The organism is Polaromonas sp. P3_B4 (assembly GCF_056402835.1).
In genome coordinates, this window is record NZ_JBFUGQ010000001.1 from 680,295 (window position 1) to 705,751 (window position 25,457).

Consider the following 25,457-nt stretch of genomic DNA (forward strand, 5'->3'; position numbering starts at 1 on the left):
GCTGCTTGCGCTCATCCGCATTGGTCTTGGGGCCTGTTTCGTATATGAAAATACCCAAAAACAGTTGATTCTGGCGCTGCCATACCTCGCAAAAGACCCTGTAGTGGCCTCCAAAGAGCGGTTTTGACCTCTTTTTATGCATGAAAACTGGCTGCAGACCAATGTGGACGGGCACAAACAGCTATTAAATCAATAGCATTTCGAGCGGGAAGGGGGCCTATCTGACGACCGGACTCGTGCGCACGCCTGTGCTTGTCTGTCGCATCCACGCCATAGGTTCCAAAGCGTTCTTGGCGAGGTCGATTCTCATGGTGATAATCGCCGTGATTTGCCTCCCCAGGTGAACTGATGAAGCCGCAGGTCTCACGACCGGAGGCCCGCCTGGGATGGGGATCCTCGCATTCATGCGAGACAAGCGGCGAGCACTGGATAAGGACCCCGTGCGTTCGTCACTGATGTACTTCAAATATTGGGGGGAATTGGTTTTGAGCCTGACAAAGATTTCACTTGTGCTGTTCATTGGGGGCCTGGTATGGCTCGGTGCCGAGTATGCGGAGGACCGCAAGCGCCCGTCGCGCCACAAGGTCCCTTCTGAGGCTGAATTGAGCACTGCCACCGGCAAAGCCCTGAGCGCCCGCGTTGTTGAGCGCAAGACAAAAAAAGGTGTACTTGCGAGCCGTTACGCGGAGCTGGACATACAAACCTCCGCAGGCATCGAGACTGTGCGCGTGGGCGAGCCGAACTCTGAGCGTTCGCTGGACGGGCTGGGTGGTGAAACCGTGACAGTCAGGTTCGATCCGAAGGACGAAAAGTCGGTGTTCAGCCTGAGCACCCCAAGCCGCCAGGTGATCGCGTACCGCGATACAGCCGCGTTCAAGGCCAGGCTTGTCGAGGGCAACAGCGGCGGCTACACCATCGGCTGGATCGCGGTGGCGTTGGGCGTTCTTGGCTTCTGGTTTGGCCGTAAGGTGGCAGCGAGTTGACCAGAAGTGCTGTGTCTTGCCAGGGGCCGCGCAGCTCAAACGGGGGCACGGTATTTCTGCTACTCAAAACAGCCACCCCAACCCCATGAGTCTTATCGCCGAGCCCATTTCTCCCCAGTTCGCGGCGAGCACGCTGCGGAATTTGCTGACACCGACCTTCGGACCCCTTCAGGGCTGGAAGAGCGGCCGTGGCCACAGCTGGTTCACAAGCTCCACCAAGCTGTTCAAGCTTGAGTTCTACGGGCGTGTGCCGAGTTGGTCGTTCGAGTTCGCATTGAATCTCTGCCCCAAATATCCGTCCCATATGAAAGCCGCTGTCTCGTCGATGGCGAGCTTCGATCTGGAGATCGACCTCAAGCGATTGGCCGACGCGCACAACCTGCCATTGAGCCTAAAGGGCGTGCTGCCTGGTGGTGAAAACCAATACACCATGCTGGTGAACAACGGCCCGGCAGCAGAGCGTGCCGCGGCTGAGCTTGCCTCTGTACTGGCGCATGCACTGCCGTTGCTGGCAGGGATCGACAGTTGGCAAGCGCTGGACCATTGGGCTAACCGCGTACCGGATGCCGACTGCCCGTTTCGGTTCTTGCGCCGCCCCACCACATGGACACCCATGAACTACCATGCCGACCTCGCCATCGCCAAGGCGGCAAATGCGCCTGACTTTGCCGCCCGGGCATCCGGCAAGCTGTCTCGCTACCGCGAGCGCGGCACGCCGATGGTTGGCTTTCTGGAAGCGTTTATCGCCGCATGCGGACTGCCCACATGAGCCGGCGCGGCGCCGGGAACCCTCCATTCAATGGTGTAGCCGCCATTGTTGGCCTTGGCCGCCTCGCCAAGCAGGGTTGTACCGGGTATCTCAAACCTTAGTCGTCACCGGCCATGCAAAAACTTCTACTCGTCGGTGCGTGCTGGGCCTTCTGGCTAATTTATGTCGTCGCGACCGTCAAGACCGATCTGAGAGCCGGCATCTCCGTGTGGCCATTCGTCAAGATGGCAGTCGCTGCCGTTGTTGCCGGATACGTCAGCTCAGTCCTTCTGCGGCCGTCAACCGAAGCTCAGGATGAAGCCGAAGAATCCCACTGGCGGCCTATGCCGCTGTTGATCAGGGTTGTTCTGGCAGTCGCAATCTTCACCGTAGGCCTTGGCCTGATCGCCATGAGCCTGGTTACCTCTTTGTTCGGTGCCATCGGAGTGGTTATCGGGATTGCCTGCTTGCCCGTAGCTCTCTACTTTCTTGTCGCCGGAAAATACAATCCGCACGATGTGCCTTGAGTGCTTTCAAAAGTGACGCCTAAGCCTCCCGACTCCCAGACAGAGTTTCTGCACAGGCATGAACGGAAACGCCGGCTCGGAGCCGAGGGCTAGTGGAACGGGCGCATGGCAACATATGCAGTGACGCCTAACTACTACTTCTTCAAGAGGACAGCCAACCGGCTGCGTCTGTCGCTTCCCACTTGAGTCAAACGTTAACGAGGAATCTATGCTTCTTTACCGCTACACAATAGCCATCGCTTGCGTTCTGTTGGCGTTTGCAAACATGGCCCGAGCCGATGAAGTTCTCATTGAAGAGGCGGGCTTGTCGATGACATTACCTGCGGCTTGGGCTACCAAATACGAAAAGACAAAAATCCCTACCGGCCAGTCAATGCAACGATGGTTAAGGAGCCCCGTTGCCGTAGGTGAATTTACGGCATCTCCAGGACTGGTTGCTCTTGCCACTCCGGTTCCGAAGAATGCAAATTTGGCGCTCATTTCTCAAAGTGTGCTTGGCAAAGCACCCCATAACGTAAAGTTGGCCGCCGAGACGCAATGCATCAAATGCGTGACATTTAAGCTCAAATTAAACGGTGGGGTTGCGACATCTATTTCTCCTGATGTTCCACCCAAGTGCACTGAATATAAACCAGGCGTTGAAGCAGATTGCGTTTATCAACTGGAAAACAAAATCAACCTTGGCCTGGAGCCGTCATGGGCACACAGGTTCGAAAAAGATGCCTCATTCGGAAAGATGTTCGTCCTTTCCGCTCATGCAATTGTTGAGGACAAATTCGTCGATATTTCCTTCTTCTACCCCAAAGACGCCGCCAATCAAATTCAGCCTGAGATTGCCGCCATTGTTTCGTCCATCAAAAAAATTCCTCGCTAAGGCACGATGAACATGCAGACTAACAGTCCAATCAACATGGACTTCCAATTGCATCCGTTCCGTTCGTTCGCACCTATACTTTGTTGCCGGTCATTCGTATGTCGGGCGTCGCAGAGCCATTGAAGCCAGGAGTCAAATTGAAACACGTTAACTTTCTTGTCTTGCTTCTTCTTCAACTTTTGACTGCCTCCGTCCTCGCTTGCACGAAAGCAGATGGCCCTCCGGGATCCGTCGAAGACTTGAAGGTAGTCGCTCCCTCTTTCAGTATTTCAGACTCAGAAGGTCGACGGATGGTCACCACTCTTGGTGCATTGAAGAATTCTTCGGCTGATTGCCTGGAAAAAGTTGTCGTCGAGATCAAGTACTTCGACACAAAGCGGACGCTGATAGACACGGTGACTCAACCGCTATACGGCGTTGTCGTTCCCGCCAAGCAGGAGGCGGCATTTCGCGTTCGGGATGACGCTGCACAGTCGAAAGACGCTTACGCAACGCAAAGTGTCCGCGTAGTTTCTGCGGAAGTTCGTGGCAGCCGTAATACCAAGCAGCCCGCGAGTTCACCCTTCGTTGACTTTCTTGTTAGCTGGGGTCCGATGTTTTTGCTCATTGGCGTGTGGATTTTCTTCATGCAACGCATGAAGCGGAAGGATTCGCCGCAGAGCAGGACGCTTGCAATGTTCGAACGGCAAAACGCAATTCTTGAAGCTCAGAATAGCCTGCTTGCCAGAATTGCCACTGCGGCCGAAGGAAAAGTAGCTGGTCCCAAATGACATTGGCAAGCGCGTCATATACAGATCCTTCGATGAAGACGAACAACTGCGCTTACGCCTGCGCAGCGGCGCTCGCTTCGTATTCGCAGATGCAGCGCCTGTACGGCAATGGCAGGCATTGCGTCACTAGCGGGCGCGTCCCTTTCATTCGTTAGGCTTTGAACTTGATGCTCTCGGCATTCTGGAAATTCGGCAAGTGGAAGCGTATTCCGTTCTACTTTCACTGGACGGTTCTACTTTGGCTACCGTGGTACTGGTGGGTACGCGGGAGCCTCCTTTGGGCCGCAGTAACGCTCGTGGCTTACCTGGCGCTCCTCCTTGCGCATGAGCTTGGCCATGCCATCGTGGCCCGTTCGCAGCACGTCAAGGTGTACACGATTCGGCTCTATGCACTACACGGTCAGTGTGAGCACGAAGAACCCTACTACGAGAGAAGCGATCTCTTCATTGCCTGGGGCGGGGTTCTTGCGCAACTCTGCGTACTCGCCCTGGCGCTCGCACTGAAGTATTCGTTGAGGTCTCTTTACCCTGCTTGGGAGCAATTTCTCGCCCCCATCCTGTTCGTCTTCATAGACGTCAACATAGTGATAGGGGCCGTCAACCTGATTCCCGTTGCACCGCTGGACGGCCACAAAGCATGGCGCGCATTGCCGCTTGCCTGGAACGCTTTTCTGTTTCCTGCAAAAAGGGCGATGCGTAGCGCTCGCCGTGTCTTTGACTTCAAGAGGCGCAGGGCGATCAAAATAGAATCCCAACAGGTGACTTCGGAACTCCTTGAGAGGTTGAAAAAGAAGTAGATGCCCGGCACAAAGCGCAGGGTAGATGTCTAATCTTCCCATCAAAAAATGAACTCGCACGGCAAGCCAGGTCGGGTTTCTCATGTCAAACATCAGACCCTTGGGGGAATATGCGCAGTCCCATTGAGCGTTTCAAAACCGTATGGCTCGACGCCAGGAGCCGTGGGTCGTCCAAACACAGGAACGCTGTTTGTGTTTCCACCATCGATGCGGATGGATACCCCAGTTCGCGGTTCGTCGATCTGAAGGAAGCGGAAGAGACGGGTTTCGTCTTCTGCACGCACCTTGACTCTGGCAAGGCCCTGGACATCGCTCGCAACCCCAAGACCGGCATTACGCTGTGGTGGGAGCATATCGCCACGCAAGTACGCATCAAAGGCGTTTGTACGGTAATACCGGAACAGGAGGCCGAAGTACATTGGGCTGGCCGTCTGCGGGATGCCCAAATTGCCACAGCGACATTTCAGCAGAGCCGTCCGCTCGCGAGCCTGGAGTCGCTTTCGGATCAATACGGACGCGCCGTAGCTGCGTACTATGGCAAGCCAATCGCTCGCCCCGCGAACTGGGGCGGATTCAGGCTCCGGGCCGAGCATATTGAATTCCTGGAATTCAAAGAGAGCCGCCTGCATGCGCGCACGACCTATTCCCGCATTGGTTCCAGCTGGGAGCAAGCGTTCCTGCAACCTTAGGGTATCTCGCCGGGAGTAACCCATCATCTGAGCGGACCGCAACAGCAGGCCACGTGACACCGTGCTGTTAGTTCCGGTTCCGCGCGGCCTGCTGCTACAGTCCACTCAGCCCAAATGTTAGGCCTTAACAATGCCCGATTACGACAACCCCGAAGTTGAAGCCCAGTGGTGTGCAGAGCGCCGTGCTGAAGTATCCGAATACTTGCAGCGAGAAGGCCTGGTGCATGGCCGGATCGGCGTTGAGCCTGCGTGGCACCTTGCCCCCTATGTCTCAGTTTGGACCGTCGAAAGCCTTGAGAGCCCTGGTTCGGTGGGCTGGTGGGCTATCTCTGGCGATATGCCGAACGACTATGTTTCCTCAAGCAAGGCTGGAACTCCACGGGAGGCGGTGCATGCCATCGCTTCTCTCTGGCAGGACGCGGCTCGATGCATGGCGCGTGGGGAGCGGCACCCAACGTTTGTCATTGGTACGGGAGAGAACATGGAAGAACTCGCCCCCATGCTCGCATCGAGGGCCGGGTTACTGCTGGAATGGGCCGACGACCCAGCGGTATGGGAAGACGATGAGCTTTAACGTGCTCAAGTTTTTTCTCTAATGACCTCGGTCTTCTCGCATCACAGGCCTGAGCCTTGCTTCGGGTGGGCACACAAACCTTAAGTTCTTCGCATATGCCATCAACAACTCAAGCCCTGTTCATTTTTCTCGCGTGGTCTGGTGTCCAGGCCGTATTGCTTCTTGCGTCGCTGCGTTCCAGGCAACCCTTGCCGGAATTGCTCGCAGCTGTAGAGAAAGTCGAGCCTTCGATGGCGCCGGCGGAAAAAGGTGACATGGCCAGAGGATTCCTCTGGATCAGCGTTGTCTGGTTCGTCCTGGCCACAACCATTGCGGCGGTTTCTTTCAGTTCGGCATCAAAGGGAAGCCTGTGGGCCCTGGCCGTTTTTACCGCCATAGGTGGCTGGTCGCTCTACGATGCAGCGTCAAGCCCTGTCGTTCTGGGCCGCATGTACCCAGGGAGCATTAAATGGACAAACTGGCTTACAGCTGTATTGAGCTCAACGGTCTGGTTATTGCTCTTTGTGATGCTGGCCATTCAATGGCTCTCCTGAAGCCGCCTGGCCTTCTTATCTCAAACGTCAGGCGTCATGATGACCATTTATGCAACCAGCAAGGTCGTACACGCTGCGCTGAGGCGCGCGCTCAGTCCATGGTTTACGGCGAACGGCTGGAAGCGGCGGCCCGGTTACTCCTGTGCGTTTATTCGACCTGCCGGGCCGGGTTATTGGTGTCTGTGGTTTCAGGTCAATTCCTGGGGAGGTCAACTCTCGGGAAGTTCGTTCACACTGAATCTGGTTCATCAGGAGTCTGCGGAATCGTCACTCTGCGGTGGGCCAAATGCCCGCGTGCTGCGTACTCTGAGTGCAGCCGATATAGAGCTCGGTTTTTCCATCGCAGCGGAGCTGGCCAAACGCATTCCAGAGCCCGCGGCATCGGATCCAGTACACGAATGGGCAAAACTTCCGGGCTATCAGGGCGAGATGTGGCGCAAGAGAATCGCTGATCTTCAGACAGTGAATCCTGACGCATGGAAGCCGGATGTCGATGTCTGGCTGCCGTATTACGCGGTGGCTGACCTGGGTCTTTGGGTTGATTTTCTGCTTCCGAGGTTTCCGCACCTTCTGCGCCAGAGCCAAGGGCAGGATTTCACCGCACAATGACGCTCATCATCCATACGCCTCCAACTACCCCGTTCACCCATGGAATCTCCCAAACTCAGAGTCGGCCAACCGATTACGCCCGAACAGTTCGACGAACTCACGGACGCGCAGCTGTCACGGCTTGTTCCCAAGGCGTATCGCGAATTTTTCCCCGGTAAAGATTTCTGCGCTGATGGGTACTTCTATCTTCACGACGGAACTGCCTGGAGCTTTTACCGAGGTGATTTCCTTGATGAATAGTGTTTGCCTGTCGCTGAGTGGCTTGGCAAACCTTTAAGGCGCCACAAATGCCGTTTCACCATAGAAGATGGCTCGTCCTGGTCGCGTTCCAGCTCGCCGTCACGCCGGCCCTGGCCATGGACTTCAATCTCATTGGGGAAACGCTGATCATGTCCGGACCGGTTGTTGGCGGTGATGTTGCCCAGCTCAAGGACCAGCTTGCCACGAATCAAGTGAAGCTCGTTTTGCTGCACAACAGCCCCGGGGGCGATCTCTGGAACGGGCAAGAACTTGCAAGGCGTATTCGGGATGCAGGCCTCGACACTGCAGTCTCAGGAAAATGCGAGTCCGCATGCGGCCTTGTTTTTCTCGGAGGGGTCCACCGCTACTACAGCGACGGCGCTCCTCTGGCGAAAACCATGATTGGCCTGCACGGCGCGCACAACAGGGAAACCAAACAGGCGATGCCGCAACTTGGGGCCCGGATGGCCTATCTCATCAGGGAAATGACCGAGAAGAAGTTTCCGGACGATCTTTTGGATCGCACTGTCTATTCAAAAGATCCCTCGGATCTCACCTACATCTTTCATCCTGCGCGTTTCAAGGTGGATGGCAAGTCTCGTGGTGTCATGGAATGCAACAAACAGGCGGATGCGACTTTCAAATGCACGATGGTCGATGGCCTGGACGCGATATCAGTCGGGGTGACAACAAGCCCGGAAGTTCTTCGCCTCAGCGAGGAAGTGAAAGCAATGGTTGCAAGGCCGTGAGGCGTCGCGCGTGAAAGTACCTCACACGCTTATTTATCTGCCGCCGCCGATCAGCACGCTATAAGCCTCACGCGTCTCCGGCGACACCGAATCCACCAGCTGCGCATGGGGTGTCTTGTGCCGCACCAGCACGCGGGCCGAGGCGATGGCCTTTGATTTGCAAAACCAGTGGCAGGTGTGCTGCATCAGGAAGAGTTCGGCCGACATCGTGAAGGCCTTGGCCTTGGGGCTGAGCCCGGCGGTATTTTGGGCCACGCGCGCAATACCGGCGGCGTGGATCGCCAGGGCAATGCGCATGTCGAAGCTCATGGCCGGCAGGATCAGCGTCGCAAAGGGAAAACTGATGGGCAGCCGGCTGACGCGGGCCTCGGGTTCAGGCACCCTGGCAAACTCTGTCGCAAATTTGCTGAACTGCACGGCCAGCTGCGCTTCAGAGTTGGCCAATTGTTGCCAGACCTGTTCGCGCCGCTCGGGCTCTTTTTCGCCGAGTGCCCGCAGGTAACCGTCAGCCAGCGTTTCCATGAGTTTTTCAATCTGGTAATTGCCCAGATGGCTGCCCAGCAGCGCTATGCGTTGGCGTTCTTCCCTGGCTTTCAGGAGGTAGGTGCCGATGGCGACAAAGGTCACCAGGAGAAAAAAGTCCATTTCAGTTCCGGTTGCATGAGGAAAAGGCTGGCAAGAGGCTTACCAGCACGGGTCGAGTGTAGTCACGCAGCCTTTTCCCGCGCTTGCGTCACGGAACACCCCTTGCTCTTGGTCCCTTTCTATCGCTGAACGGTGACATGGGTGCGACGATGTTGGGGTTTGCTTACAAAATCACCTGCCTGTCAGCCAATGCCTTGCCCCAGGCCAGCAGCCGGTAGCTGCGATGAGCCGGCACGTAGTAGGGGTCGTTCTCGACCAGCTCCGCGGCACGCGCCCTGGACGCAACCTCCATGACCCAGAGGCCCCCTACAAAGCTGTCGCCGGGCGTTTCACGCAAACCGCCTGCGATGAGGATTTCGTCCTGGTGTTGCCGAAGGTAGGCAAGATGAAGGGGTTCACGCTCCTGCCGGATCGCCAGCATGGCAGGTGTGTCGTCAAATAGGGCTATCCAGCGCATTGGGCCATCCTGATTGAAGTGATGAATGAAGTGATGAAGGTGAGGGACTTGGGGCTGTGAGATTCACGATGAGGGTTGTTTGCCCTTGCCGGGAGCCTTTGCCGGCTTGGCAGTGCGCACCTTGCCGCCCTGGCTTCCCGCCGCGGCTTGCCTTAAGCCTGCCAGGGCGGGTTCCAGTACTTTCATGTCTGCGTTGGCTGCGTAGACGGCATAAGCGGGGTACAAAAACTCCGGCTTGCCTGGCACGCGAAACAGGCGGCCTTCCTTGATGTGGTTGCGCACCACGTTTTGCCGGAAATAACCGGCACCGCCCACCGCAAGCAGGTACTCCAGCCCCAACGGCCCCAAGCTGGAGGAGACCCCGACACTGGAAAGCTCCGGGAACGCCAGGCTGTGCTGTGCCGAGAATTCGCGCCCCCAGTCCACGTAGACGTAGTCGGCGGGCTGCGGCATCTCGAGCCTGGGCGAGGTGGTGACCAGCACCAGTTTTTCTTCGATCAGCAGTTCGATCCTGAGGCCGGGGCGCTGCCGCGGTGCATAGGCAATGACGATGTCCAGTGTTCCGTGGGCCACGCGTTCCAGCAGGTCTTCTGCAACGCCCACCTCGGTGCGAAGCGCCAGATCGGGTGCGTTTTTTCGCATCCAGAACAGCCAGTCGAGCATCAGCGGTTGCCAGAGGCTGATTTCACAGCCAACGGTCACCAGCGCGCGGCGACCGGGTGGCACGGCCATCTGATGGCGGGCGCGCTCCCAGACTTGCACCAGCGTCATGGCGTGCCGTACAAACTGCTCGCCTGCGGGCGTGAGCGATGCGCCGGCCTTGTTCCTGACGAAGAGCGTGCGTCCCAGCAGTTCTTCCAGCGTTTTCACACGAGCGCTGACCGCGGTCTGGGTGACATGCAGCCGTTCTGCGGCCTGGACAAAGCTGTGGCAGGACACGATTTCGAGGAAGGTGCGGGCGAGGTTGATATCCATGGCGTGTCTCCCATTTGTCCGGCCTTAGAGGCCGTGCTCTAAATGCAATTTTTCTGCATTCAAACGCAATATAAGTCGTTTTACTTTTATACTCGTAAACCCTATATTCTCGTCATGACCTCTGTTTCGGCAATCGTTGCCGCTCACGTCACTTCGAAAGGACCTTCCATGACACGCACCGCATTTTTCACTGAGCCCGCTTCCGCCAACGCCTCTGTCGGTGGCCGTTCGTTGCAGGCTTCTTCCTCGTTGTCTTCCTTGCTGCGCAAGGTGATGGATGCTGCGCAATTTCTGCTGCCCGGTGCACCGTCTGTCGCCGCTGCGCCTGGCCAGCCCTACCCATGGCTGACGGCAAATATCCGCCGCAACATGAGCCCTCGTGCCCAGCGCCTGATCCGCGCCGACTATTGATCCCTCTGGGCGCTGCGTCGCAACTGCGGCCGGCGGCGGCCTGGGGCGCTACATCTTCAGGCGCTGCGCATACCCCGTCATCTCCAGGTACCCCATCCCCACGCGCTTGCCGTTGCTGTCGATCAGCTCGCTCAAGCCTTCCCAATAAATCGCACCTGTCGACTGGCGGCTGTCCAGCTCCTGGTTGTCGATGACGGCCCTGACCGTATAAAAGTCGGCGGGCGTGCGGACGATCCACTCGACCGGATAAGTCGCTTGCGTCAGCGGGCTTTTCCAGTGGCGTACGGGTTTAAAAATCACCTCGCCGCGGCTGAAGGTGTACAGCCCTCCTTTGGTTGAGCGGAACGAGCCGCCATCCCACAGCGTGTTGCCGTCTTTGCCCCGCAGCCTGAAAGCGGTGAGGGCGCTGCCGTCCAGCAGGTTCATGCCTATCCAGTCCCAGCCCGTGGCGTCTGAATGCAGGATCTCTTCGCTCCACTCGTGGTCCAGCCAGGCTGTTCCGGTAACGGCAAAGTTTTTTCCTTTGACTTGCAGGGTGCCGCGCGCAGCAAGCTGCGGCTGGCTGTAGTAGTAACTGGCCTGTTTTTCGTCAGGCCCTTTGCGCGACAAGCCCTTGTTGCCTTGCAGCAGCACACCCTGTGTTTCTTCAAACTGCAGCTTGAGCGCAAAGTCGCTGGCCGGGAGTTCTGCGGTGTACCTTGCGCCTTCGGCTTTCAGGGACCAGTCGCGCAGTTTGACAGCCATGTCCTGCTCGCTGGCCATTGCAACGCCAAAACCTTCCCGTGCGATGCGCTGGTCGTGCCAGAGTTTGTTGCCCTGCACATCGGTGATGGCGGCATGCGCAAAAACCAGTTGCCTCGCGGCGAATTTTGACGACATGCCCTGCGTATCGTCCACGCGTGAACGGAAAAAGGTCAGCTGAAAGCCGAAGAGGCGACTATCCGCGGCCGTGGCCTGGCCGGTGATGTACCACCACTCGTTGCGAAAGCCGGGGTGGGCGCCGCGGTCGCGCGGGAACGCCAGTGTTTTGGCGGGCAGGGCGTGGGCTTTTTCAAAGCCTGCCAGACTGGCCAGGCCCGCCGCGCCGCCCAGCAACAGCTGGCGCCTTGGCAAACCGGCGGGCAACAGTGGCAGGCGCATCGGGCTCTTCAGGCCTGCGCAGGCCGCATCAACCGGTTGATCTGCTCGTTCGCTGCCGTGCAGTCGCCCATTTTTTCAGCGACCCAGTTGGCGTTGTAGTACGTGGGCAGGTAGCGCTCGCCGGAGTCGCACAGCAGCGACAGGATAGAGCCCTGTTCGCCGCGCGCCAGCATCTCATGCGCCAGCGTAAGCATGCCCACCAGGTTGGTGCCGGTCGAAGGCCCGACCCTGCGGCCCAGCAGTTGCGACAAGGCCTGCATGGCGGCCAGCGAGTCCACGTCGGCCACTTCCACCATGCGGTCTATCACCGTGCGGATAAAGCTGGCTTCCACGCGCGGGCGGCCAATGCCTTCAATGCGCGAGCCTGCGCCGGTGAGGCCGGCATCGCCGGTGCGGTGATAGGCGCTGAAAACAGACCCCATCGGGTCAGCCACGCACAGCTGGCTGCCGTGGCGCTGGTAGCGCACATAACGCCCGATGGTGGCGCTGGTGCCGCCCGTGCCGGCACCCACTACAATCCAGCGCGGCACTGGGTGCCGCTCGCGGGCCATCTGGCTGAACATGCTTTCGGCGATGTTGTTGTTGCCGCGCCAGTCGGTGGCGCGCTCGGCATAGGTGAACTGGTCCATGTAGTGGCCGCCGGTTTCAAGCGCCACTTTGCGCGCTTCGTCGTACACCTGCACCGCGCTTTCCACCCAGTGGCAGCGCCCGCCATAGAACTCAATCTGCGCCACCTTCTCGGGCGAGGTGCTGCGCGGCATGACCGCGACAAAGGGCAGGCCCAGCAGCCGCGCGAAGTAGGCTTCGCTGACTGCGGTGGAGCCGCTGGACGCTTCAACGACGGTGGAGTTCTCGTGGATCAACCCGTTGCACAGCGCGTACAAGAACAATGAGCGTGCCAGCCGGTGCTTGAGGCTGCCGGTGGGATGGGTGGATTCGTCTTTAAGGTAAAAATCAATGCCGCGCGCAGCGAATGCCGGCAGCGGCAGCGGGATCAGGTGGGTGTCGGCACTGCGCAGGTAGTCGGCTTCAATGCGGGCGATGGCGGCGCTGAGCCAGGAACTGCTGGAGGTCTGGAGGGAAGTCATTGCCCGATTCTCGCAGCAAGACCTGTTGGCGTAAAACGTCTTCTGCCGGCTTGCCGGTCCGGCGCAGGGGTTTCAGCGCCATTCCCAGCGGCGGGGCCCGAGGTCATCCATCAGGCCGGGGATTTCACCGCGGCCTATGCCGAGGTCATTGAGCTGGTGGTCGCTCATCAGCCGCAGCTCATTCAGGTTCCGTCGCCTCTGCGCGTTTTTGCGCAGGCCGGCCAGAAGCCTTTGGCTTAGCTCTCTGGCTGGAAAGCCGGGCAGGGCTCCCGGAAAAATTCTCATCGTCTTCGTCAGCATTTCGCGCGCTCCTGGTAGGAAGTGCCCTATGGTGCTGAAAATCATGATATTGTGGAAGTTGAATTTTCTGATCGAAACTATCAGAATTACTGATATCAACTAACAAGCCACCTGCCATGCGCGAACTGAACCTGGACCAGCTACGCACCCTGGTCGCCATCACTGATTTGGGCACTTTCTCTGCCGCGGCGCAGGGCCTGCATCTGGCGCAGCCCACCGTGAGCCTGCATGTGAGCGAGCTTGAAAGCCGGCTGGGCACGCCGCTGGTGGTGCGCGGCGGTCGGCGCGTTGAGCCCACGCCGGCGGGCGCCGTGCTGGTCGAGCGGGCCCGCCGCCTGCTGCGCGACGCCGACGATGCGGTCGATGCGGTGAAGCGCCACGTCGAGGGCCGCACCGGCCGCGTGCGCCTGGGCACCACTACCGGCGTGCTGGTGTACTTTTTGCCGCAGGTGCTCAAGGCCATGGAACAAGCCCACCCCGACATCGATGTCGAGGTCAGTATTCTTGGTTCCGCCGACACGCTGCAGCGCTTGCTGGACGGCACGCTCGATGTCGGCCTGGTCGCCACACCGCCACCTGCGCAGCGCGGCATGGTGATCACCCACTGGCGTAGCGACCCGATGATGGCGTTTGTACCCAAGCGCTGGAAGGCGCCCAAACATGCCACGCCCGCATGGCTGGCCACCCGCCCGCTGATCTTCAACGAAACCCCGACCCATATGTACCGCATGACCATGGCCTGGTTTGCCGATGCGGGTTTCACGCCGCGCGCGCGCATCGAGCTCAACTATTCCGAGGCCATCAAGAGCCTGGTGGCCGCTGGGTACGGCGCTGCGGTGCTGCCGAGGGAGCAGTCGCTGGAGGAGTCCAACGTGCGGCATGACGTGCAACTGGTGCCGCTCAAGCCCGCGCTGACGCGCCACACGGCCATGGTCCACAGGCCGCTGGATGTGCTCGACGGCGCCACCCGTAACCTGCTCAAGACGCTGGCGAGTTTTCGGCAGACCTGAGCAGGGGCGTGATCTGCGACGACGGGTACGCTGCTGACGGCACCCAATTTCCTTTTTTTCTCAGAATTTGCAAAAAAAGTGGCGCCGGGATGTCGATTGGGCTCTATCCCGAACGTCGTGAGGTAGGTGACCGGTCAATCGCATGTCCGGCATCAACAAAACACTCAACCAGGCATCTCAGCAAAAGGAGAAACCACCATGACCCTTCCGACGACTCCCACCATGACGGCCTTTGAACGCTCACCCGACCGCGGCCGGGGGCTGGCGCGTGACATGCGCGTTCGCTGGGCGCTTGAAGAAGTGGGCCAGCCTTACGAGGTTCGCCTTGTTTCGTTCGCGGCGATGAAGGAACCCGCCCACCGTGCGCTTCATCCTTTCGGGCAGATTCCAACCTATGAAGAGGGTGATCTTGCGCTGTTCGAGTCAGGGGCCATCGTGTTCCATATCGCAGAACGCCATCGAGGTCTGCTGCCAGCCGATGTGAATGCCCGTGCGCGCGCCGTCACCTGGATGTTTGCCGCGCTCAACACGGTAGAGCCGCCCATCATTGACCGCTCAATGGCCGTGCTCTTCGAGCGGGACAAGCCCTGGTATGCGGATCGCCTGCCCGCGCTCGAGGACAGCGTCCATGCGCGGCTGGGCGACCTTTCCAGCCGGCTGGGCAATGCCGACTGGCTTGACGGTGCCTTCAGCGCCGGTGACCTGCTGATGGTGACGGTGCTGCGCAGGGCGGGCGTATCGGGGCTGCTGGAGAAATACCCGAATCTTTCGGCTTATGTGGCCCGTGGTGAAGCGCGGCCTGCCTACCAGCGTGCTTTTGATGCGCAATTGGCAGTTTTCACTAGCGGGTCATCGGCCGCCTGAGGAGGGGCAGCCTTGGGGGCCGGTTGTTTTACGGGCTGATGGGAAAAAGCGCTTCCGTTTGGGTCATTGCCGACACTGCAACAAGCTCATTTCATCTTGGAAAAGTATTCCCAGAATCTTCCGGTGTGGACCCAGTAGAGCGTTGGGCTTAAAAAATGCAGGTGTTGCGCTGTTTCTTCACCGATGCGGCCAAACACAACAACCACGCTTGTTTCTGACTTCCAAATAACCCGATACGGTGTGACGGACCTGGCGTCCTCGAACATCGAGGTGAAGCGTTTTGGAGTGAATAGCACCTCTGTCTTGCCGAGTGTCCGAAGCATAATCGCCTGAAACTCTGTAGAGCCTGGGGGATGCTTACCCCATCCGTCAACGGTCAACCCTTTGTCAGAGCGCCAACGGCCCAGCAACCAATCGGCGGGGCCGGAGGAAGGTGTTTTGGATGGCATCGATTGAGATGACGAATTTCGACTTCTGGCCAAAAGCGGCCATCCGCTTTATAGCATCAGGCTACTTCACGCTCCGCGATGCGGCGCGAGAGTTCGGAGCCGCGGGCCAAGAAGAAGCGATGCAGCTCGCGAGCATAGCCGCTGCCCACCGCTTGCTGGACTGAGGGACGCGCAGCGAGAGCGGCGCGCCAGGCCTGCACCTTTGGCAATTGCTCAAAGAACCCAATCTCACCCACGTCGTCCAGCACATCGAAATAACGGAACACGGGCCCGAACACGGCATCGACCATGCTGAAAGATGCACCGGCGAAATAAGGCCCCTGATCCGGCAACACGGCCTCAAGCTGGGCAAACCGGCGCCCAATGTCTTCGCGGTGCCGCGCGAGGGACGCCGCATCGGCAGCGTTGTAGAACGCTCCGATGGCATTGAGCAGGGCAGAGCCGAACTCCATCCAGGCGCGGTGCTGGGCCCGCTTCAGGGCATCCGCCGGGTGCAGGCGCGGCAGCAGGGTGTCGTCCAGGTATTCGCAGATCACGGCGGATTCAAAGATTGCGTCGTCATCTACTTGCAGCACCGGCGTCTTGCCCAGCGGCGAGATGGCCTTGAACCAGTCGGGCTTGTTGGCGAGGTCGACGTTGATGCGCTCGAAGGCGACGCCTTTTTCGGTCAGCACGATGGCTGCGCGCTGCACGTAGGGGCACAGTGTGTGGCTGATGAGGGTGAGCTTCATGGTGATGTCTTTCTGCGCAGATCAGCGCGGCACCAGCAGGCGGCTGCGGCGCGCGGCCCAGGCGCCGTCACCCAGCAGCCATTGGGCGAGCGAGGCTACCAACAGGAACAGCGGGTATTCCCAGCCGCCCTTGGGACTGGTAAACACCCAGCCGTTGGGCCAGTGCACCCAGACGACCACCAGCAGCACTGGCGCCAGCAGCAGCGATGCCTGGCGGCCATAAAAGCCCAGCAGCAGCGCCGCACCGCCGAGCAATTCGACCGCCACGACGACGTAAGCCATGAAGCCGGGCAGGCCGACCGATTCAAAGAACTGTGCCGTGCCGGGCAGGGTGAAGACGAAGATTTTGAGCAGCGCGTGGGTGACCCACATGGTGCCAAGGGCCAGGCGCAGCAAGGTGGCGCCATGGCTGGCGCTGAAGTTTTCAGAAGTGTCGGTGGTCATGATGTAAAGCCCGGCAAAGGGCGTAGCGTTGAAGGAGTCGCCACTTTACGATTGCAAAAATACAATGTAAATTGGCAGTCATGAAAACATCTATTGCAAAAACGCAATACGCGCTGACGGCCTCTGATCTGGAAATTTTGCTGGCCATGGTGCGCGGCATGACGCTGGCCGAGGCCGCGCGGCGGCTGGGCGCGGATGCGTCCACGGTGTTCCGCTCGGTGCAGCGCATCGAAAAAAACCTCGGCCAGCGGCTGTTCGAAAGGTCGCGCCTGGGCTACCTGCCCACAGAGCCCATGCTGGGCCTGGTGCCGCATGCGGAGCGCGTGGAGGCCGAGCTTGAAGCAGTGCGCGCCAGCATGCAGCGGCCGCATGAAGGCGTTTCAGGCCTGGTGCGCCTGACCACGACTGACGCGGTGTTGCGCGGGCTGGTGCTGCCTTCGCTCAAGCCGCTGCTGGCACAGCATCCGTTGCTGCAGCTGGACATGCGCACCGGCAATGAACTCGTGAGCCTGAGCCGGCGCGATGCGGACCTGGCGCTGCGCGCAACGCGCAAGCCGCCCGACCACCTGGTGGGTCGCAAGCTTGGCACCGTGCGCTTTGTGCTGTGCGGATCCAAAGCGCAAGCGAAGACGGTGTCGTCCAAAAAAATCCCTTTGCTTGATGCGCTGGCGAAACTGGACTGGATAGCGCCTGACGAATCGCTTCCGGAGCATCCCTCGGTGCTGTGGCGGCGCAAGCAGCTGCCCAAGGTCACGCCGCGGCATTATGCGGACGGCATTGTGGCGGTGATGGATGCGATCAAGGCGGGGTTGGGGGTGGGCATTGTGCCGCGCTTCATGCTGGCGGGAGAGCCCGGGCTGGTGCCGCTGGGGGACACCCTGGCCGACTGCGAGTCAGACCTGTGGCTGCTGGCGCACGCGGAATCGCGCCACCTGCGGAGAATTTCCGTGGTGTATGACCACTTTGCAAACAGCATCAGGCTGGACTGATGCGATGGACTTCGACTTCAAAATGCTGAAGTCCGGAAGACGACTTCCCCGCTGGGAATGTGCACGACGCGCACTTCCTGCCGCGTGGGGTCGGCCACACTTTTCACGGCCACCGCCACAGCCAGCGAGTAGTCTGCAAAAAGGTGATTCGAGCTCGACGGCAGCAGGCTGCCCTCGGCCGGATCGACGTTTTCAATGCGGTAGTCGTGCGGCGGTGCTTTAGCAGGTCTCATGATGCAACCTCTCTGGTGAATGCCTCCATGGTAGGAGTTCATCCCGGCGCTGTGATGACAATCGCGCGTCAGAAACGTGACCATGAGTAAGCAAACGAAAACGCCTTTCGGCGTGGCCGCGTGCATTGGAAAAAGCTAAAGATGGGAAGGCAGCAGCAGCTGCACCATGCAGCGCGCTGGCCCTGCATTCATTAGCCAACCCGCGGAGCGCCTCGTATCAAGATGTACAGCACGATAAAGACGATGAGACGAGGCTCGCGCGGGGACGCGGCCATTGTCTGGCGGGTAGAAATGTTCAGTGCAGTTCGTGCCGCGGATCGCGCTCTGAAAGCTCGAGGTTTTTCATCTCGACGGCTATGGACTTCAGCATGTCAAGTGCGGTTTCAGGGGTTTGCACAATGCCCAGCCAGCCGAACAGGTGGTGGCGCAGGAACAGCAGGATCTTGCCGGTCAGCGGATCGCAGGCAACCCAGTGCCGCGGGCTGTAGCTGGGCTCCAGCGCACTCAATGGCGGGCAGTCCAGCGGATAGGGCGGGTCCATGTCCGCGCGCAAGCCGGCAAGGCTGGCGACGAGTTCTTCGAGTTCTTCGGCCTGCAGCCTCAGGGGCTGGTTGAGTGCCAGGGTCACGCTGCCGTCGTCATTGCGGGTGAGCTGCAAGCCGTGGGACGGCCGGGAGGAGGCATGCCGTGCGAACTTGCCTGTCGGGTTCGCGTTGGCGCCGGTCAGGGGGCTGGTGTTGGTGGTCATCGCGTTCTCCGCAGGCATTTGAAAGAGAAAAAAGGGCGTGGGTGACAAGGGCTGGCAAAACACCTGCGCACTTGACCGCCACCGCATGAGTCACAGTGTGATGCCGGGAGCGGCCGGATGGCGTCGGAAACCGGCCTCCACGCCTGTAGGACGGTGCACGGGGGGCTGCCCCTTGCCCGCGGCGCATGCTTTCGCGGCAATGCCGCAAAGGGGCAAGGCTTACCAGTCTTCTTTCACCGCCAGCACGGCGTCCCGGCCTGCGGCCGCGCGGCCCGCCAGCCAGGCCGTCACGGTGCCGGCCACCACCACCGCGGCGCACAGCAGGGCCAGGCGCAACCAGGGCACCATCAGGTCCATGGTCCAGTGAAAGCTTTGCGGGTTCACCACGTACACCAGCACGGTCGACACCGCGAGTCCCAGGGCCAGCCCCGCAAGCGCGCCTATCACCGTCCAGGCCGCGCCTTCGCCGGCCACCACGGCCAGGATTTGCCGGCGTGTCAGCCCGAGGTGCGCCAGCAGGCCAAACTCCTTGCGGCGTGCCAGCACCTGGGCGCTGAAGCTGGCGGCCACGCCGAAAAGGCCGATGGCGATTGCCACGCCCTGCAGCCAGTAGGTGACGGCAAAACTGCGGTCAAAAATCCGGAGCGATGTGGCGCGCAGCTGGCTGACGGAGGCCAGCTCCAGCAGCGCGCCGGCGCCGGACTGCTGCTCGGCCAGGCCGCGCACGGCCTGCTGCACCTGGCTGTCGCTGGCGCCCTCCGTCAGCCACAGCGCGAGGTCGTTGGTGCGCTGGTCGCCGGTCAGGCGTTCGAAGTCCGTGTGGGCGATGGCGATGGCGCCGAACTGGCGTGCGTAGTCGCGCCAGACGCCCGCCACATAAAACACGGGCGTCCCGGATCCCACCTTGCTTGCTATCAAATCAGGAGCTGCTCGCGCTCGTCCTGATTGGGCTAGAGCCATAAAAGCTTGTGAAAGTGGGCGAAAAACGGTGCCTGGGCGTGCCCCGTACAGGTCCACCATCGGCTCGCTCACATAGATGCCAATGTGCCCGGGCGGCACCGGCAGCGCCTGGCCCACCAGCGGCAGTGCGGTGGCCGGGTTGTCCAGCGGGCGGGCGATCAGGGTGACGCTGGGCCTGGCGGTATCCAGCAGCAGCTGCGTGGTGCGCAGGCTGCCCACCCGCGCCACGCCGGGCAGGCGGCCCAGCGCGTCGACAAACTCCGGAGAGAAGTACGCCGTGTCGCTGGCGGAGGTTCCCAGCGCCGTGCGCACATACAGGTCGGCCGGCAGCACCACGTCCAGCCAGTGCGTGACCGACTCGCGAAAGCTGGTCACCATCACCGTGAGCGCCACGGCCAGGCTCAGCGATGCCACCACGCCGCTCACGGCCACCGCGGCGCTTTCGCGCACGCGGCGCGCGCGCTCCACAGCCAGCAGCGGTAGCAGCCGGTGAGCCACCCGGGGGCTGAGCCGGTTGTAGATCAGCGAAATCAGCCAGGGCAAGGCGGTGATGCCGCCGACCAGCAGCAGGCCTACCGACACGTAAGCCGCCAATGGAATGCCAAATAGCGGTGGAACCAGCGCCAGTAGAGCGCCAGCAGCTATCAAAATGATACTGAACCAGTGGCCGCCGCCGGTGCCTGCCGCAGCGCCGAGGCCCTTGAGGGTTTGCGCGGGCGGCAGTTTTTGCGCCGCACGAGCCGGCCACCATCCTCCCACCCCGGCGGCAGCAATTCCCAGCGCACCGTAAGTGAGTGCGGCCCAGCCGTTCCATTGCAGGGTAGGTGCGACGCCGGAAAAGTAGCCGCCCCCCAGGTCCCCGCCCAGCAGCCGCAGCGCCAGCGCAGCCAGGCCGGAGCCCAGCGCGATGCCCAGCACGCTGCCGGCCACGCCCAGCAGCAGCGACTCGGCCAGCACCAGCTGCAGGCGTTCACGGCCGGTCAGGCCCAGCACGCCCAGCAGCGCGAATTGCTGCGCGCGTTTGGCCACACTCAGCGAGAGCACCGAAAACACCAGGAAGGCGCCTGTGAACAAGGCCACCAATGCCAGCACCGTCAGGTTGACGCGGTAGGCGCGCGACAGGTTGCTGACGCGTTCGGCCGCATCGCCCGGCGCCGTGGCGGTGATGTTGGACGGCAGCTGCAGCGACTCGATCACACGGCGCGCATCGGCGCCGGCGCTGAGCCTGAGGTCGATGCGCGAGAGTTGTCCGGCCTTGCCGAAGAGTTCTTGCGCGGCGGCAATGTCCATCACGGCCAGGGGCCCGCCACCGGCGCCGACGCTGCCGGCCACAGAAACCCTGCGCAGTTCAAGGCCGCTTTGCAGGCGCAACTCCGGCGAGTGCAATGCTTGCTGCGCGGCGGGGTTCAAGAACACCTTGCCAGGCGCAAACAGGGCGAAGCGTCCCGCGTCGGAAGACGGCACCGGCATCAGCGACGGCGCGATGGCGGCCACCGCCAGCGCGTCGACGCCGATGATGCGCAGCGGCAGGCGGCCGGTGGGGGAGGTGTCGTCCAGCGCATACGTGCTGATTTCAAGCACCGGGCTGGCCAGCGCGACTTGCGGATGGTTGGCCACGCGCGCGTACACCGCCTCGTCAAAGCTGCCCTGCACGGCACGCAGCTCCAGGTCGGGTTGACCGTTGACCGCGCGCACCGCCTGTGAGAACTCACTGAGTGCCGACGCATTGATGAGCTGTACGGAAAACGCCAATGCCACGCCCAGCATCACAGCCACCACGGCGGCGGCGTTGCGCCAGGGGTGGTGTTGCAGTTCCCGCCAGGAGAAACTTGAAAGCAGGGCGCGCATGCGCTCATTGTGCCTTTCAGCGCCGCGGCGAAACCTGCTCGCAGCAATTGAACGAATCAGCCATCTGTATCGGTACAGAATCGGGCTTTCTGGCTCTGCCCAGAAAATGCCTCGTCATTTAAGCTTGCAGTCTCTTTTGGATGCCTCCCCGGATCTTTCTGAGTTTCTACCCCGGAATGAAAGCGTATTCACCATGCAACTTCCTACTTACGACGACGTCACCGCCGCTGCCGCGCGGCTTGAAGGCCATGCGCACCGCACGCCCGTGTTGCGGTCCAGTACGGCCGATGCCCGCTGGGGCGCGAATTTCTTTTTCAAATGTGAAAACTTCCAGCGCATGGGCGCTTTCAAGTTTCGCGGCGCCTTCAATGCGCTGTCAAAGTTCGACGCGGCGCAGCGCCGGGCCGGTGCTATCGCGTTTTCGTCAGGCAACCATGCGCAGGCGATGGCGCTTTCGGCGAGGCTGCTCGGTATGCCCGTGGTCATCGTGATGCCCAAAGATGCACCCGCTGCCAAGCTGGCCGCCACGCAGGGCTATGGCGCGGAAGTGGTGCTGTACGACCGCTTCACCGAAGACCGCGAGGCGCTGACGAAACGGCTCGCCACCGAACGCGGCATGACGTTGATCCCGCCTTATGACCACCCAGACGTGATTGCCGGCCAGGGTACGGCAGCGAAAGAGCTGATCGAAGAAACCGGCCCGCTGGACCGTCTCTACATATGTCTGGGCGGTGGCGGGCTTACCAGCGGCTCGGCGCTTGCAGCCCGCGCCCTGTCGCCGCAGTGCAAGGTCTATGGCGTAGAGCCTGAAGCGGGGAACGACGGCCAGCAGTCGCTGCGCGCAGGCCGCATCGTGCATATTGAAACGCCAAAAACCATTGCGGACGGCGCACAAACCCAGTACCTGGGCGATTACACCTTCGGCATCATCCGGCGCGATGTGGACGACATCCTCACCGTCAGCGATGCGCAGCTGGTCGAGTCCATGCGCTTTTTTGCCGAGCGCATGAAGATGGTGGTGGAGCCGACAGGCTCCCTGGCGTTTGCCGGGGCGTGCGCCGCGCTGCAGGCCAACCCTGCCGCACCTGGTGAAAAGATGGGCGTGATCATCAGCGGCGGAAATGTTGATTTGAAGCGCTACGCGGAGCTGCTCGGCCAGGCCTGAAGCCTACGTCCCCTGCGAGGAGGCGCAGCTTACGGAAGAATGCCGTCGGCGCTCAGATGCAGCCGGCGGTCGGCGCGTGCTGCGGCGGCTTCCGAATGGGTAACCAACACCAGCGAGGCGCCGTGTTCACGGGTCTGGGCAATCAGCGCATCCATCACTTTTGCCGCTGTCGTTGGGTCCAGGTTGCCGGTGGGTTCATCGGCCAGCAGCAGGCTGGGCCGGTGCACCAGGGCGCGGGCAATCGCCACGCGCTGCAGCTGGCCGCCGCTGAGCTGCTGGGGCAGCCGGCCGCCCATGCCCGACAGGCCGACTGCATCCAGCAGCGACTGAACGCGCGCATCGTCCGGCTCGCCGAGCAGCAGCAATGGCAGGGCCACGTTCTGCGCGACATCCAGGTGCGGCAACACATGAAAGGCCTGAAACACAAAACCGACATGGCGGCGCCGCAGCAGTGCTCGCTGGTCATCGGTCATGGCACCGAGGTCCTGGCCGTTCAGCAGTACCGTGCCTTCGTCCCAGGTATCAAGCCCGGCCATGCAGTTGAGCAGCGTTGATTTACCGACACCCGACTCGCCGATGATGGCGACGAACTCGCCGGGCTCAACATCCAGCGAGACATGGCCGAACACGGCGGTTGCGCCGTAGCGTTTGGCGAGGTCCCTGAGTTGAAGGCTCACGTTATCTGCCCCACGGAAGCGTCAACCAGCGCAAGCACCTGCTGCAACGCATCGGCCGCATCGCAGGCCACGACCTGGCGCTGCGGCATGGAGCGCAGCCAGGTGATCTGGCGCTTGGCCAGCTGGCGCGTGGCGAAAATGCCTTTATCGCGCAGCTCGGCCAGCGGGTAGTTGCCATCCATTGCTTCCCACGCCTGGCGGTAGCCGACGCAGCGCATCGAAGGCAAGTCTGGGTTGAGGTCGCCGCGTGCGCGCAGGGCTTTCACTTCGTCCATCAACCCGCCGGCCAGCATGGCGTCGAAGCGTTGGGCAATGCGCTCGTGCAGCCAGCTTCGGTCTTGCGGTTCAAGGGAAATAAGGGCTGTAGCCGTTGATGGCTTTGCGCCAGCAGCTATGTTTTTTGTAGCGGTTTGCTGATGAAAGAATGACAGCGGCTGGCCTGACACGCGGAAAACCTCCAGCGCACGCGAGATGCGCTGCGAATCGTTCGGTGCGAGCCGGGCGGCCGTGACCGGGTCCACGCGGGCAAGTTCGGCATGCAGCGCCGGCCAGCCCTTGGCGGCTGCTTCTTCGGCAATCAGGGCGCGCGTGGCGGGGTCGGCCCTCGGCATGTCGTCCAGCCCGTCGAACAACGCCTTGAAGTACAGCATGGTGCCGCCCACCAGCAGCGGCAGTTTGCCGCGCCCGCGAATGTCTTCCATCAGCCGGTTGGCGTCGGCCACAAACTCGGCCGCGCTGTAGGCGTGCAGCGGATCGCGGATGTCGATCAGGTGGTGCGGCACAGCGGCCAGCTCGGCCGGTGTGGGCTTGGCGGTGCCGATGTCCATGCCGCGATAGACCAGGGCGGAATCGACGCTGATGATTTCCACTGCGTGGCGCTGCGCGATGGCCATGGCGGCGGCGGTTTTGCCGGAGGCCGTCGGCCCGGCCAGCGCGATGCCGCGCATGTCAGGCCCTGGCTGCGGCCTCATGGGCAGGCTCTCCGTATTTCTGGATCACGGTCCAGGCCGTGGCGGCGATCAGTACGCTCCAGAACCAGACGCCGTTGGTCAGCGGCCGCACCGTGCCGTCCATGTGGGTTCCCAGCCAGCCGCCCATGCCGAAGGCTACGACCATCATCAGAAAACCGTTGAGGGCCGAGGCAGCGCCCGCCGCCTGGGGGAAGGGGCCTACCGCGCCGCTCTGCCCGCAGGGCTGGTGCACGCCATGCCCCAGCATGAACAGGTAGTAGGGCAGCATGATGGCCCAGACGTTCTGGATGCCGGCCCAGGCCAGCACGCCCATCAAGGTTCCGCCGACCAGCGTGAGGCACGCGGCCACAGCCACCGAGCGCCGCACGCCAAAGCGTGGCAGCAGCCGACGGCAGATGAAAGTGCCGGTGAGGTAGCAAAAACACATCGAAAACATGATGAGGCCGTAATGTGTTTTGGTCAGGCCCAGCACCTTGATAAACACGAATGACGAGGTGGCCAGAAAGGTAAACAGGCCGCCGTAGGACGCCGCGGTCAACACCGAAAACGCCAGAAACGTGGGGTTGCGAAGAATATGGACCCAGGTGCGCAGCAGTGTGGCCGGCTGCAGCGCACGCGGGTTTTTCTGTGCCAGGGTTTCTTCAAACCGCAGTGAGATGAGGGCCAGCGTGGCCGCGCCGAACACGGCCAGTGCCATCAGGGCCATGCGCCAGCCGAAAAGCTCCGACAGCAAGCCACCCAGCGGTGCACTGATGCAGGCCAGCACGCCCAGGCCGCTCAAGCCCTTGGACATGGCGCGGGCGCCTTCAAGCGGCTGGTACAGGTCGCGCACAATGGCGCGCGCGCACATCACTGCTGCGCCCATGGCGGCGCCCTGCACGATGCGCCAGGTGATCAGCAGCGTCATCGACGATGCGAGCGTGCTGCCGACGGAGGCGAGGGTGTAGGCGCACAGACCCCAGAGCAGGATGGGACGGCGGCCGAAGCGGTCAGACAGCGGGCCCCAGATCAGCTGGGAGGTGCCGAAGGCCAGCAGCAGGGCGCTGAGCGTGAGTTGGGCCTGCGACATCGGCGCGCCGAAGCCTTCGGTCAATGCGGGCAGGGCGGGCAGGTAGAGGTCGGTCGTGACCGGCTGGATGCCCAGCAGCATCGACAGCACCAGCACGACCATGCCGGGCGACATGGCAGGCGCCGCGGTCTTCGAAACAGGAACATCCATTGAGCTGAGCGTATCAGACAAACGCTGGCGTGGCTCCGCG

Annotated in this window: 32 protein-coding genes; 17 read left to right on the forward strand and 15 right to left on the reverse strand. The window is 61.2% G+C overall.

From position 1 onward, the window contains the following. The first annotated feature begins 386 nt into the window (after positions 1-386). The 12 genes from AC1DVV_RS03340 (at position 387) to AC1DVV_RS03395 (ending at position 8,093) form a co-directional block, all read left to right on the forward strand. Positions 387-983: a hypothetical protein gene (locus tag AC1DVV_RS03340; RefSeq protein WP_477667519.1), complete on the forward strand. Its 597-nt coding sequence runs from the start codon at positions 387-389 to the stop codon at positions 981-983. Positions 984-1,068: 85 nt separating this feature from the next. Next, on the forward strand, positions 1,069-1,752 hold the full coding sequence (locus tag AC1DVV_RS03345) for a hypothetical protein (protein WP_477702777.1): 684 nt from the start codon (positions 1,069-1,071) through the stop codon (positions 1,750-1,752). A 113-nt stretch (positions 1,753-1,865) separates the two neighbouring features. Beyond that, the gene (locus AC1DVV_RS03350) at positions 1,866-2,258 is read left to right on the forward strand and encodes a hypothetical protein (protein WP_477702778.1); all 393 of its coding nucleotides are present in this window, start codon (positions 1,866-1,868) and stop codon (positions 2,256-2,258) included. A 208-nt stretch (positions 2,259-2,466) separates the two neighbouring features. Continuing rightward, entirely contained in the window at positions 2,467-3,132 is a 666-nt protein-coding gene (locus AC1DVV_RS03355) for a hypothetical protein (protein WP_477702779.1), read from the forward strand. Positions 3,133-3,422: 290 nt separating this feature from the next. Continuing rightward, positions 3,423-3,902 carry a hypothetical protein gene (locus tag AC1DVV_RS03360; protein ID WP_477707109.1) on the forward strand — a complete coding sequence of 160 codons (480 nt, stop codon included), beginning with the start codon at positions 3,423-3,425 and terminating at the stop codon, positions 3,900-3,902. Positions 3,903-4,069: 167 nt separating this feature from the next. Then, positions 4,070-4,699 (forward strand): zinc metalloprotease, encoded by a 630-nt coding sequence (locus AC1DVV_RS03365; protein WP_477702842.1) that lies wholly within the window; start codon positions 4,070-4,072, stop codon positions 4,697-4,699. Between the two features lie 110 nt (positions 4,700-4,809). Then, entirely contained in the window at positions 4,810-5,388 is a 579-nt protein-coding gene (locus tag AC1DVV_RS03370) for a pyridoxine/pyridoxamine 5'-phosphate oxidase (RefSeq protein ID WP_477707110.1), read from the forward strand. Positions 5,389-5,518: 130 nt separating this feature from the next. Continuing rightward, entirely contained in the window at positions 5,519-5,962 is a 444-nt protein-coding gene (locus tag AC1DVV_RS03375) for a DUF4826 family protein (RefSeq protein WP_457278997.1), read from the forward strand. Between the two features lie 95 nt (positions 5,963-6,057). Then, positions 6,058-6,495: a hypothetical protein gene (locus AC1DVV_RS03380; RefSeq protein ID WP_457278996.1), complete on the forward strand. Its 438-nt coding sequence runs from the start codon at positions 6,058-6,060 to the stop codon at positions 6,493-6,495. 36 nt (positions 6,496-6,531) lie between these two features. Continuing rightward, positions 6,532-7,104 (forward strand): hypothetical protein, encoded by a 573-nt coding sequence (locus AC1DVV_RS03385; protein WP_477707111.1) that lies wholly within the window; start codon positions 6,532-6,534, stop codon positions 7,102-7,104. Positions 7,105-7,143: 39 nt separating this feature from the next. Further along, positions 7,144-7,344, forward strand: coding sequence for a hypothetical protein (locus AC1DVV_RS03390; RefSeq protein ID WP_477646891.1), 201 nt, complete (start codon positions 7,144-7,146; stop codon positions 7,342-7,344). Positions 7,345-7,391: 47 nt separating this feature from the next. After that, positions 7,392-8,093, forward strand: a complete 702-nt coding sequence (locus tag AC1DVV_RS03395) for a hypothetical protein (protein ID WP_477701726.1) — start codon at positions 7,392-7,394, stop codon at positions 8,091-8,093. A gap of 33 nt (positions 8,094-8,126) precedes the next feature. Here AC1DVV_RS03395 and AC1DVV_RS03400 read toward each other — a convergent pair whose 3' ends face one another. The 3 genes from AC1DVV_RS03400 to AC1DVV_RS03410 all read right to left on the reverse strand — a co-directional run bounded on the left by AC1DVV_RS03400 (position 8,127) and on the right by AC1DVV_RS03410 (position 10,170). Then, complete coding sequence (locus AC1DVV_RS03400; protein ID WP_457278992.1) at positions 8,127-8,738, reverse strand: hypothetical protein; 612 nt, start codon at positions 8,736-8,738, stop codon at positions 8,127-8,129. 163 nt (positions 8,739-8,901) lie between these two features. After that, entirely contained in the window at positions 8,902-9,195 is a 294-nt protein-coding gene (locus tag AC1DVV_RS03405; RefSeq protein WP_477667505.1) for a YciI family protein, read from the reverse strand. A 63-nt stretch (positions 9,196-9,258) separates the two neighbouring features. Continuing rightward, positions 9,259-10,170 (reverse strand): LysR family transcriptional regulator, encoded by a 912-nt coding sequence (locus AC1DVV_RS03410; RefSeq protein WP_457278990.1) that lies wholly within the window; start codon positions 10,168-10,170, stop codon positions 9,259-9,261. Between the two features lie 168 nt (positions 10,171-10,338). Between AC1DVV_RS03410 and AC1DVV_RS03415 the strand changes: the two genes are divergently transcribed. Further along, positions 10,339-10,581, forward strand: coding sequence for a hypothetical protein (locus AC1DVV_RS03415; RefSeq protein ID WP_457278989.1), 243 nt, complete (start codon positions 10,339-10,341; stop codon positions 10,579-10,581). 48 nt (positions 10,582-10,629) lie between these two features. Here AC1DVV_RS03415 and AC1DVV_RS03420 read toward each other — a convergent pair whose 3' ends face one another. From AC1DVV_RS03420 to AC1DVV_RS03430, 3 genes are all read right to left on the reverse strand, one after another. Beyond that, positions 10,630-11,721, reverse strand: coding sequence for a lipocalin-like domain-containing protein (locus AC1DVV_RS03420; protein WP_477701725.1), 1,092 nt, complete (start codon positions 11,719-11,721; stop codon positions 10,630-10,632). Between the two features lie 8 nt (positions 11,722-11,729). Continuing rightward, positions 11,730-12,809, reverse strand: a complete 1,080-nt coding sequence (locus AC1DVV_RS03425) for a PLP-dependent cysteine synthase family protein (RefSeq protein WP_477667503.1) — start codon at positions 12,807-12,809, stop codon at positions 11,730-11,732. Between the two features lie 72 nt (positions 12,810-12,881). Continuing rightward, a complete protein-coding gene (locus AC1DVV_RS03430) occupies positions 12,882-13,154 on the reverse strand; it encodes a DUF1127 domain-containing protein (protein ID WP_477667502.1) in 273 nt (90 codons plus the stop codon). 71 nt (positions 13,155-13,225) lie between these two features. Here AC1DVV_RS03430 and AC1DVV_RS03435 point away from each other — a divergent pair, with 71 nt between their 5' ends. Together AC1DVV_RS03435 and AC1DVV_RS03440 are read left to right on the forward strand one after the other, a co-directional pair. After that, the gene (locus tag AC1DVV_RS03435) at positions 13,226-14,119 is read left to right on the forward strand and encodes a LysR family transcriptional regulator (protein WP_477667501.1); all 894 of its coding nucleotides are present in this window, start codon (positions 13,226-13,228) and stop codon (positions 14,117-14,119) included. A 198-nt stretch (positions 14,120-14,317) separates the two neighbouring features. Beyond that, positions 14,318-14,983, forward strand: a complete 666-nt coding sequence (locus AC1DVV_RS03440) for a glutathione S-transferase family protein (RefSeq protein ID WP_477667500.1) — start codon at positions 14,318-14,320, stop codon at positions 14,981-14,983. 86 nt (positions 14,984-15,069) lie between these two features. Here AC1DVV_RS03440 and AC1DVV_RS03445 read toward each other — a convergent pair whose 3' ends face one another. From AC1DVV_RS03445 to AC1DVV_RS03455, 3 genes are read right to left on the reverse strand one after another with little or no spacing between them, the layout of a single operon-like run. Continuing rightward, positions 15,070-15,432, reverse strand: coding sequence for a hypothetical protein (locus AC1DVV_RS03445; RefSeq protein ID WP_477667499.1), 363 nt, complete (start codon positions 15,430-15,432; stop codon positions 15,070-15,072). Between the two features lie 56 nt (positions 15,433-15,488). Beyond that, positions 15,489-16,163 (reverse strand): glutathione S-transferase family protein, encoded by a 675-nt coding sequence (locus AC1DVV_RS03450; protein WP_477667498.1) that lies wholly within the window; start codon positions 16,161-16,163, stop codon positions 15,489-15,491. A 21-nt stretch (positions 16,164-16,184) separates the two neighbouring features. Next, positions 16,185-16,607, reverse strand: coding sequence for a DoxX family protein (locus AC1DVV_RS03455; RefSeq protein ID WP_477667497.1), 423 nt, complete (start codon positions 16,605-16,607; stop codon positions 16,185-16,187). 80 nt (positions 16,608-16,687) lie between these two features. Between AC1DVV_RS03455 and AC1DVV_RS03460 the strand changes: the two genes are divergently transcribed. Continuing rightward, entirely contained in the window at positions 16,688-17,596 is a 909-nt protein-coding gene (locus AC1DVV_RS03460) for a LysR family transcriptional regulator (protein WP_477701723.1), read from the forward strand. A 17-nt stretch (positions 17,597-17,613) separates the two neighbouring features. On the opposite strand, the gene AC1DVV_RS03465 is transcribed toward AC1DVV_RS03460, so the two are convergent. From AC1DVV_RS03465 to AC1DVV_RS03475, 3 genes are all read right to left on the reverse strand, one after another. Continuing rightward, positions 17,614-17,829, reverse strand: a complete 216-nt coding sequence (locus AC1DVV_RS03465; RefSeq protein WP_477646876.1) for a hypothetical protein — start codon at positions 17,827-17,829, stop codon at positions 17,614-17,616. A gap of 295 nt (positions 17,830-18,124) precedes the next feature. After that, positions 18,125-18,577, reverse strand: coding sequence for a hypothetical protein (locus AC1DVV_RS03470; RefSeq protein WP_477701722.1), 453 nt, complete (start codon positions 18,575-18,577; stop codon positions 18,125-18,127). Positions 18,578-18,796: 219 nt separating this feature from the next. Further along, the gene (locus AC1DVV_RS03475) at positions 18,797-21,385 is read right to left on the reverse strand and encodes an ABC transporter permease (protein ID WP_477701721.1); all 2,589 of its coding nucleotides are present in this window, start codon (positions 21,383-21,385) and stop codon (positions 18,797-18,799) included. A gap of 193 nt (positions 21,386-21,578) precedes the next feature. Here AC1DVV_RS03475 and AC1DVV_RS03480 point away from each other — a divergent pair, with 193 nt between their 5' ends. Continuing rightward, positions 21,579-22,550: a threo-3-hydroxy-L-aspartate ammonia-lyase gene (locus AC1DVV_RS03480; RefSeq protein ID WP_477701720.1), complete on the forward strand. Its 972-nt coding sequence runs from the start codon at positions 21,579-21,581 to the stop codon at positions 22,548-22,550. A gap of 29 nt (positions 22,551-22,579) precedes the next feature. Here the strand turns inward: AC1DVV_RS03480 and AC1DVV_RS03485 are convergent, their stop codons facing one another. From AC1DVV_RS03485 to AC1DVV_RS03495, 3 genes are read right to left on the reverse strand one after another with little or no spacing between them, the layout of a single operon-like run. Further along, positions 22,580-23,227: an ABC transporter ATP-binding protein gene (locus AC1DVV_RS03485; RefSeq protein ID WP_477701719.1), complete on the reverse strand. Its 648-nt coding sequence runs from the start codon at positions 23,225-23,227 to the stop codon at positions 22,580-22,582. Then, positions 23,224-24,198 (reverse strand): tRNA (adenosine(37)-N6)-dimethylallyltransferase MiaA, encoded by a 975-nt coding sequence (gene miaA / locus AC1DVV_RS03490; RefSeq protein ID WP_457278973.1) that lies wholly within the window; start codon positions 24,196-24,198, stop codon positions 23,224-23,226. The genes AC1DVV_RS03485 and miaA overlap by 4 nt, the downstream gene beginning before the upstream one ends. Then, complete coding sequence (locus AC1DVV_RS03495) at positions 24,176-25,417, reverse strand: multidrug effflux MFS transporter (protein ID WP_477701718.1); 1,242 nt, start codon at positions 25,415-25,417, stop codon at positions 24,176-24,178. The genes miaA and AC1DVV_RS03495 overlap by 23 nt, the downstream gene beginning before the upstream one ends. Between the last annotated feature and the right edge of the window lie 40 nt (positions 25,418-25,457).

What these genes read in the sequence shown, in the direction of transcription:
- AC1DVV_RS03340 (WP_477667519.1), top strand. Translation starts at nt 387, where the DNA reads ATGGGGATCCTCGCATTCATGCGAGACAAGCGGCGAGCACTGGATAAG.
- AC1DVV_RS03410 (WP_457278990.1), bottom strand. Translation starts at nt 10,170, where the DNA reads ATGGATATCAACCTCGCCCGCACCTTCCTCGAAATCGTGTCCTGCCAC.
- AC1DVV_RS03460 (WP_477701723.1), top strand. Translation starts at nt 16,688, where the DNA reads ATGAAAACATCTATTGCAAAAACGCAATACGCGCTGACGGCCTCTGAT.
- AC1DVV_RS03345 (WP_477702777.1), top strand. Translation starts at nt 1,069, where the DNA reads ATGAGTCTTATCGCCGAGCCCATTTCTCCCCAGTTCGCGGCGAGCACG.
- AC1DVV_RS03465 (WP_477646876.1), bottom strand. Translation starts at nt 17,829, where the DNA reads ATGAGACCTGCTAAAGCACCGCCGCACGACTACCGCATTGAAAACGTC.
- AC1DVV_RS03470 (WP_477701722.1), bottom strand. Translation starts at nt 18,577, where the DNA reads ATGACCACCAACACCAGCCCCCTGACCGGCGCCAACGCGAACCCGACA.
- AC1DVV_RS03425 (WP_477667503.1), bottom strand. Translation starts at nt 12,809, where the DNA reads ATGACTTCCCTCCAGACCTCCAGCAGTTCCTGGCTCAGCGCCGCCATC.
- miaA (WP_457278973.1), bottom strand. Translation starts at nt 24,198, where the DNA reads ATGAGGCCGCAGCCAGGGCCTGACATGCGCGGCATCGCGCTGGCCGGG.
- AC1DVV_RS03420 (WP_477701725.1), bottom strand. Translation starts at nt 11,721, where the DNA reads ATGCGCCTGCCACTGTTGCCCGCCGGTTTGCCAAGGCGCCAGCTGTTG.
- AC1DVV_RS03400 (WP_457278992.1), bottom strand. Translation starts at nt 8,738, where the DNA reads ATGGACTTTTTTCTCCTGGTGACCTTTGTCGCCATCGGCACCTACCTC.
- AC1DVV_RS03370 (WP_477707110.1), top strand. Translation starts at nt 4,810, where the DNA reads ATGCGCAGTCCCATTGAGCGTTTCAAAACCGTATGGCTCGACGCCAGG.
- AC1DVV_RS03450 (WP_477667498.1), bottom strand. Translation starts at nt 16,163, where the DNA reads ATGAAGCTCACCCTCATCAGCCACACACTGTGCCCCTACGTGCAGCGC.
- AC1DVV_RS03395 (WP_477701726.1), top strand. Translation starts at nt 7,392, where the DNA reads ATGCCGTTTCACCATAGAAGATGGCTCGTCCTGGTCGCGTTCCAGCTC.
- AC1DVV_RS03430 (WP_477667502.1), bottom strand. Translation starts at nt 13,154, where the DNA reads ATGATTTTCAGCACCATAGGGCACTTCCTACCAGGAGCGCGCGAAATG.
- AC1DVV_RS03440 (WP_477667500.1), top strand. Translation starts at nt 14,318, where the DNA reads ATGACCCTTCCGACGACTCCCACCATGACGGCCTTTGAACGCTCACCC.
- AC1DVV_RS03360 (WP_477707109.1), top strand. Translation starts at nt 3,423, where the DNA reads ATGGTCACCACTCTTGGTGCATTGAAGAATTCTTCGGCTGATTGCCTG.
- AC1DVV_RS03405 (WP_477667505.1), bottom strand. Translation starts at nt 9,195, where the DNA reads ATGCGCTGGATAGCCCTATTTGACGACACACCTGCCATGCTGGCGATC.
- AC1DVV_RS03445 (WP_477667499.1), bottom strand. Translation starts at nt 15,432, where the DNA reads ATGCCATCCAAAACACCTTCCTCCGGCCCCGCCGATTGGTTGCTGGGC.
- AC1DVV_RS03380 (WP_457278996.1), top strand. Translation starts at nt 6,058, where the DNA reads ATGCCATCAACAACTCAAGCCCTGTTCATTTTTCTCGCGTGGTCTGGT.
- AC1DVV_RS03350 (WP_477702778.1), top strand. Translation starts at nt 1,866, where the DNA reads ATGCAAAAACTTCTACTCGTCGGTGCGTGCTGGGCCTTCTGGCTAATT.
- AC1DVV_RS03385 (WP_477707111.1), top strand. Translation starts at nt 6,532, where the DNA reads ATGATGACCATTTATGCAACCAGCAAGGTCGTACACGCTGCGCTGAGG.
- AC1DVV_RS03365 (WP_477702842.1), top strand. Translation starts at nt 4,070, where the DNA reads ATGCTCTCGGCATTCTGGAAATTCGGCAAGTGGAAGCGTATTCCGTTC.
- AC1DVV_RS03495 (WP_477701718.1), bottom strand. Translation starts at nt 25,417, where the DNA reads ATGGATGTTCCTGTTTCGAAGACCGCGGCGCCTGCCATGTCGCCCGGC.
- AC1DVV_RS03435 (WP_477667501.1), top strand. Translation starts at nt 13,226, where the DNA reads ATGCGCGAACTGAACCTGGACCAGCTACGCACCCTGGTCGCCATCACT.
- AC1DVV_RS03415 (WP_457278989.1), top strand. Translation starts at nt 10,339, where the DNA reads ATGACACGCACCGCATTTTTCACTGAGCCCGCTTCCGCCAACGCCTCT.
- AC1DVV_RS03390 (WP_477646891.1), top strand. Translation starts at nt 7,144, where the DNA reads ATGGAATCTCCCAAACTCAGAGTCGGCCAACCGATTACGCCCGAACAG.
- AC1DVV_RS03480 (WP_477701720.1), top strand. Translation starts at nt 21,579, where the DNA reads ATGCAACTTCCTACTTACGACGACGTCACCGCCGCTGCCGCGCGGCTT.
- AC1DVV_RS03455 (WP_477667497.1), bottom strand. Translation starts at nt 16,607, where the DNA reads ATGACCACCGACACTTCTGAAAACTTCAGCGCCAGCCATGGCGCCACC.
- AC1DVV_RS03355 (WP_477702779.1), top strand. Translation starts at nt 2,467, where the DNA reads ATGCTTCTTTACCGCTACACAATAGCCATCGCTTGCGTTCTGTTGGCG.
- AC1DVV_RS03475 (WP_477701721.1), bottom strand. Translation starts at nt 21,385, where the DNA reads ATGCGCGCCCTGCTTTCAAGTTTCTCCTGGCGGGAACTGCAACACCAC.
- AC1DVV_RS03375 (WP_457278997.1), top strand. Translation starts at nt 5,519, where the DNA reads ATGCCCGATTACGACAACCCCGAAGTTGAAGCCCAGTGGTGTGCAGAG.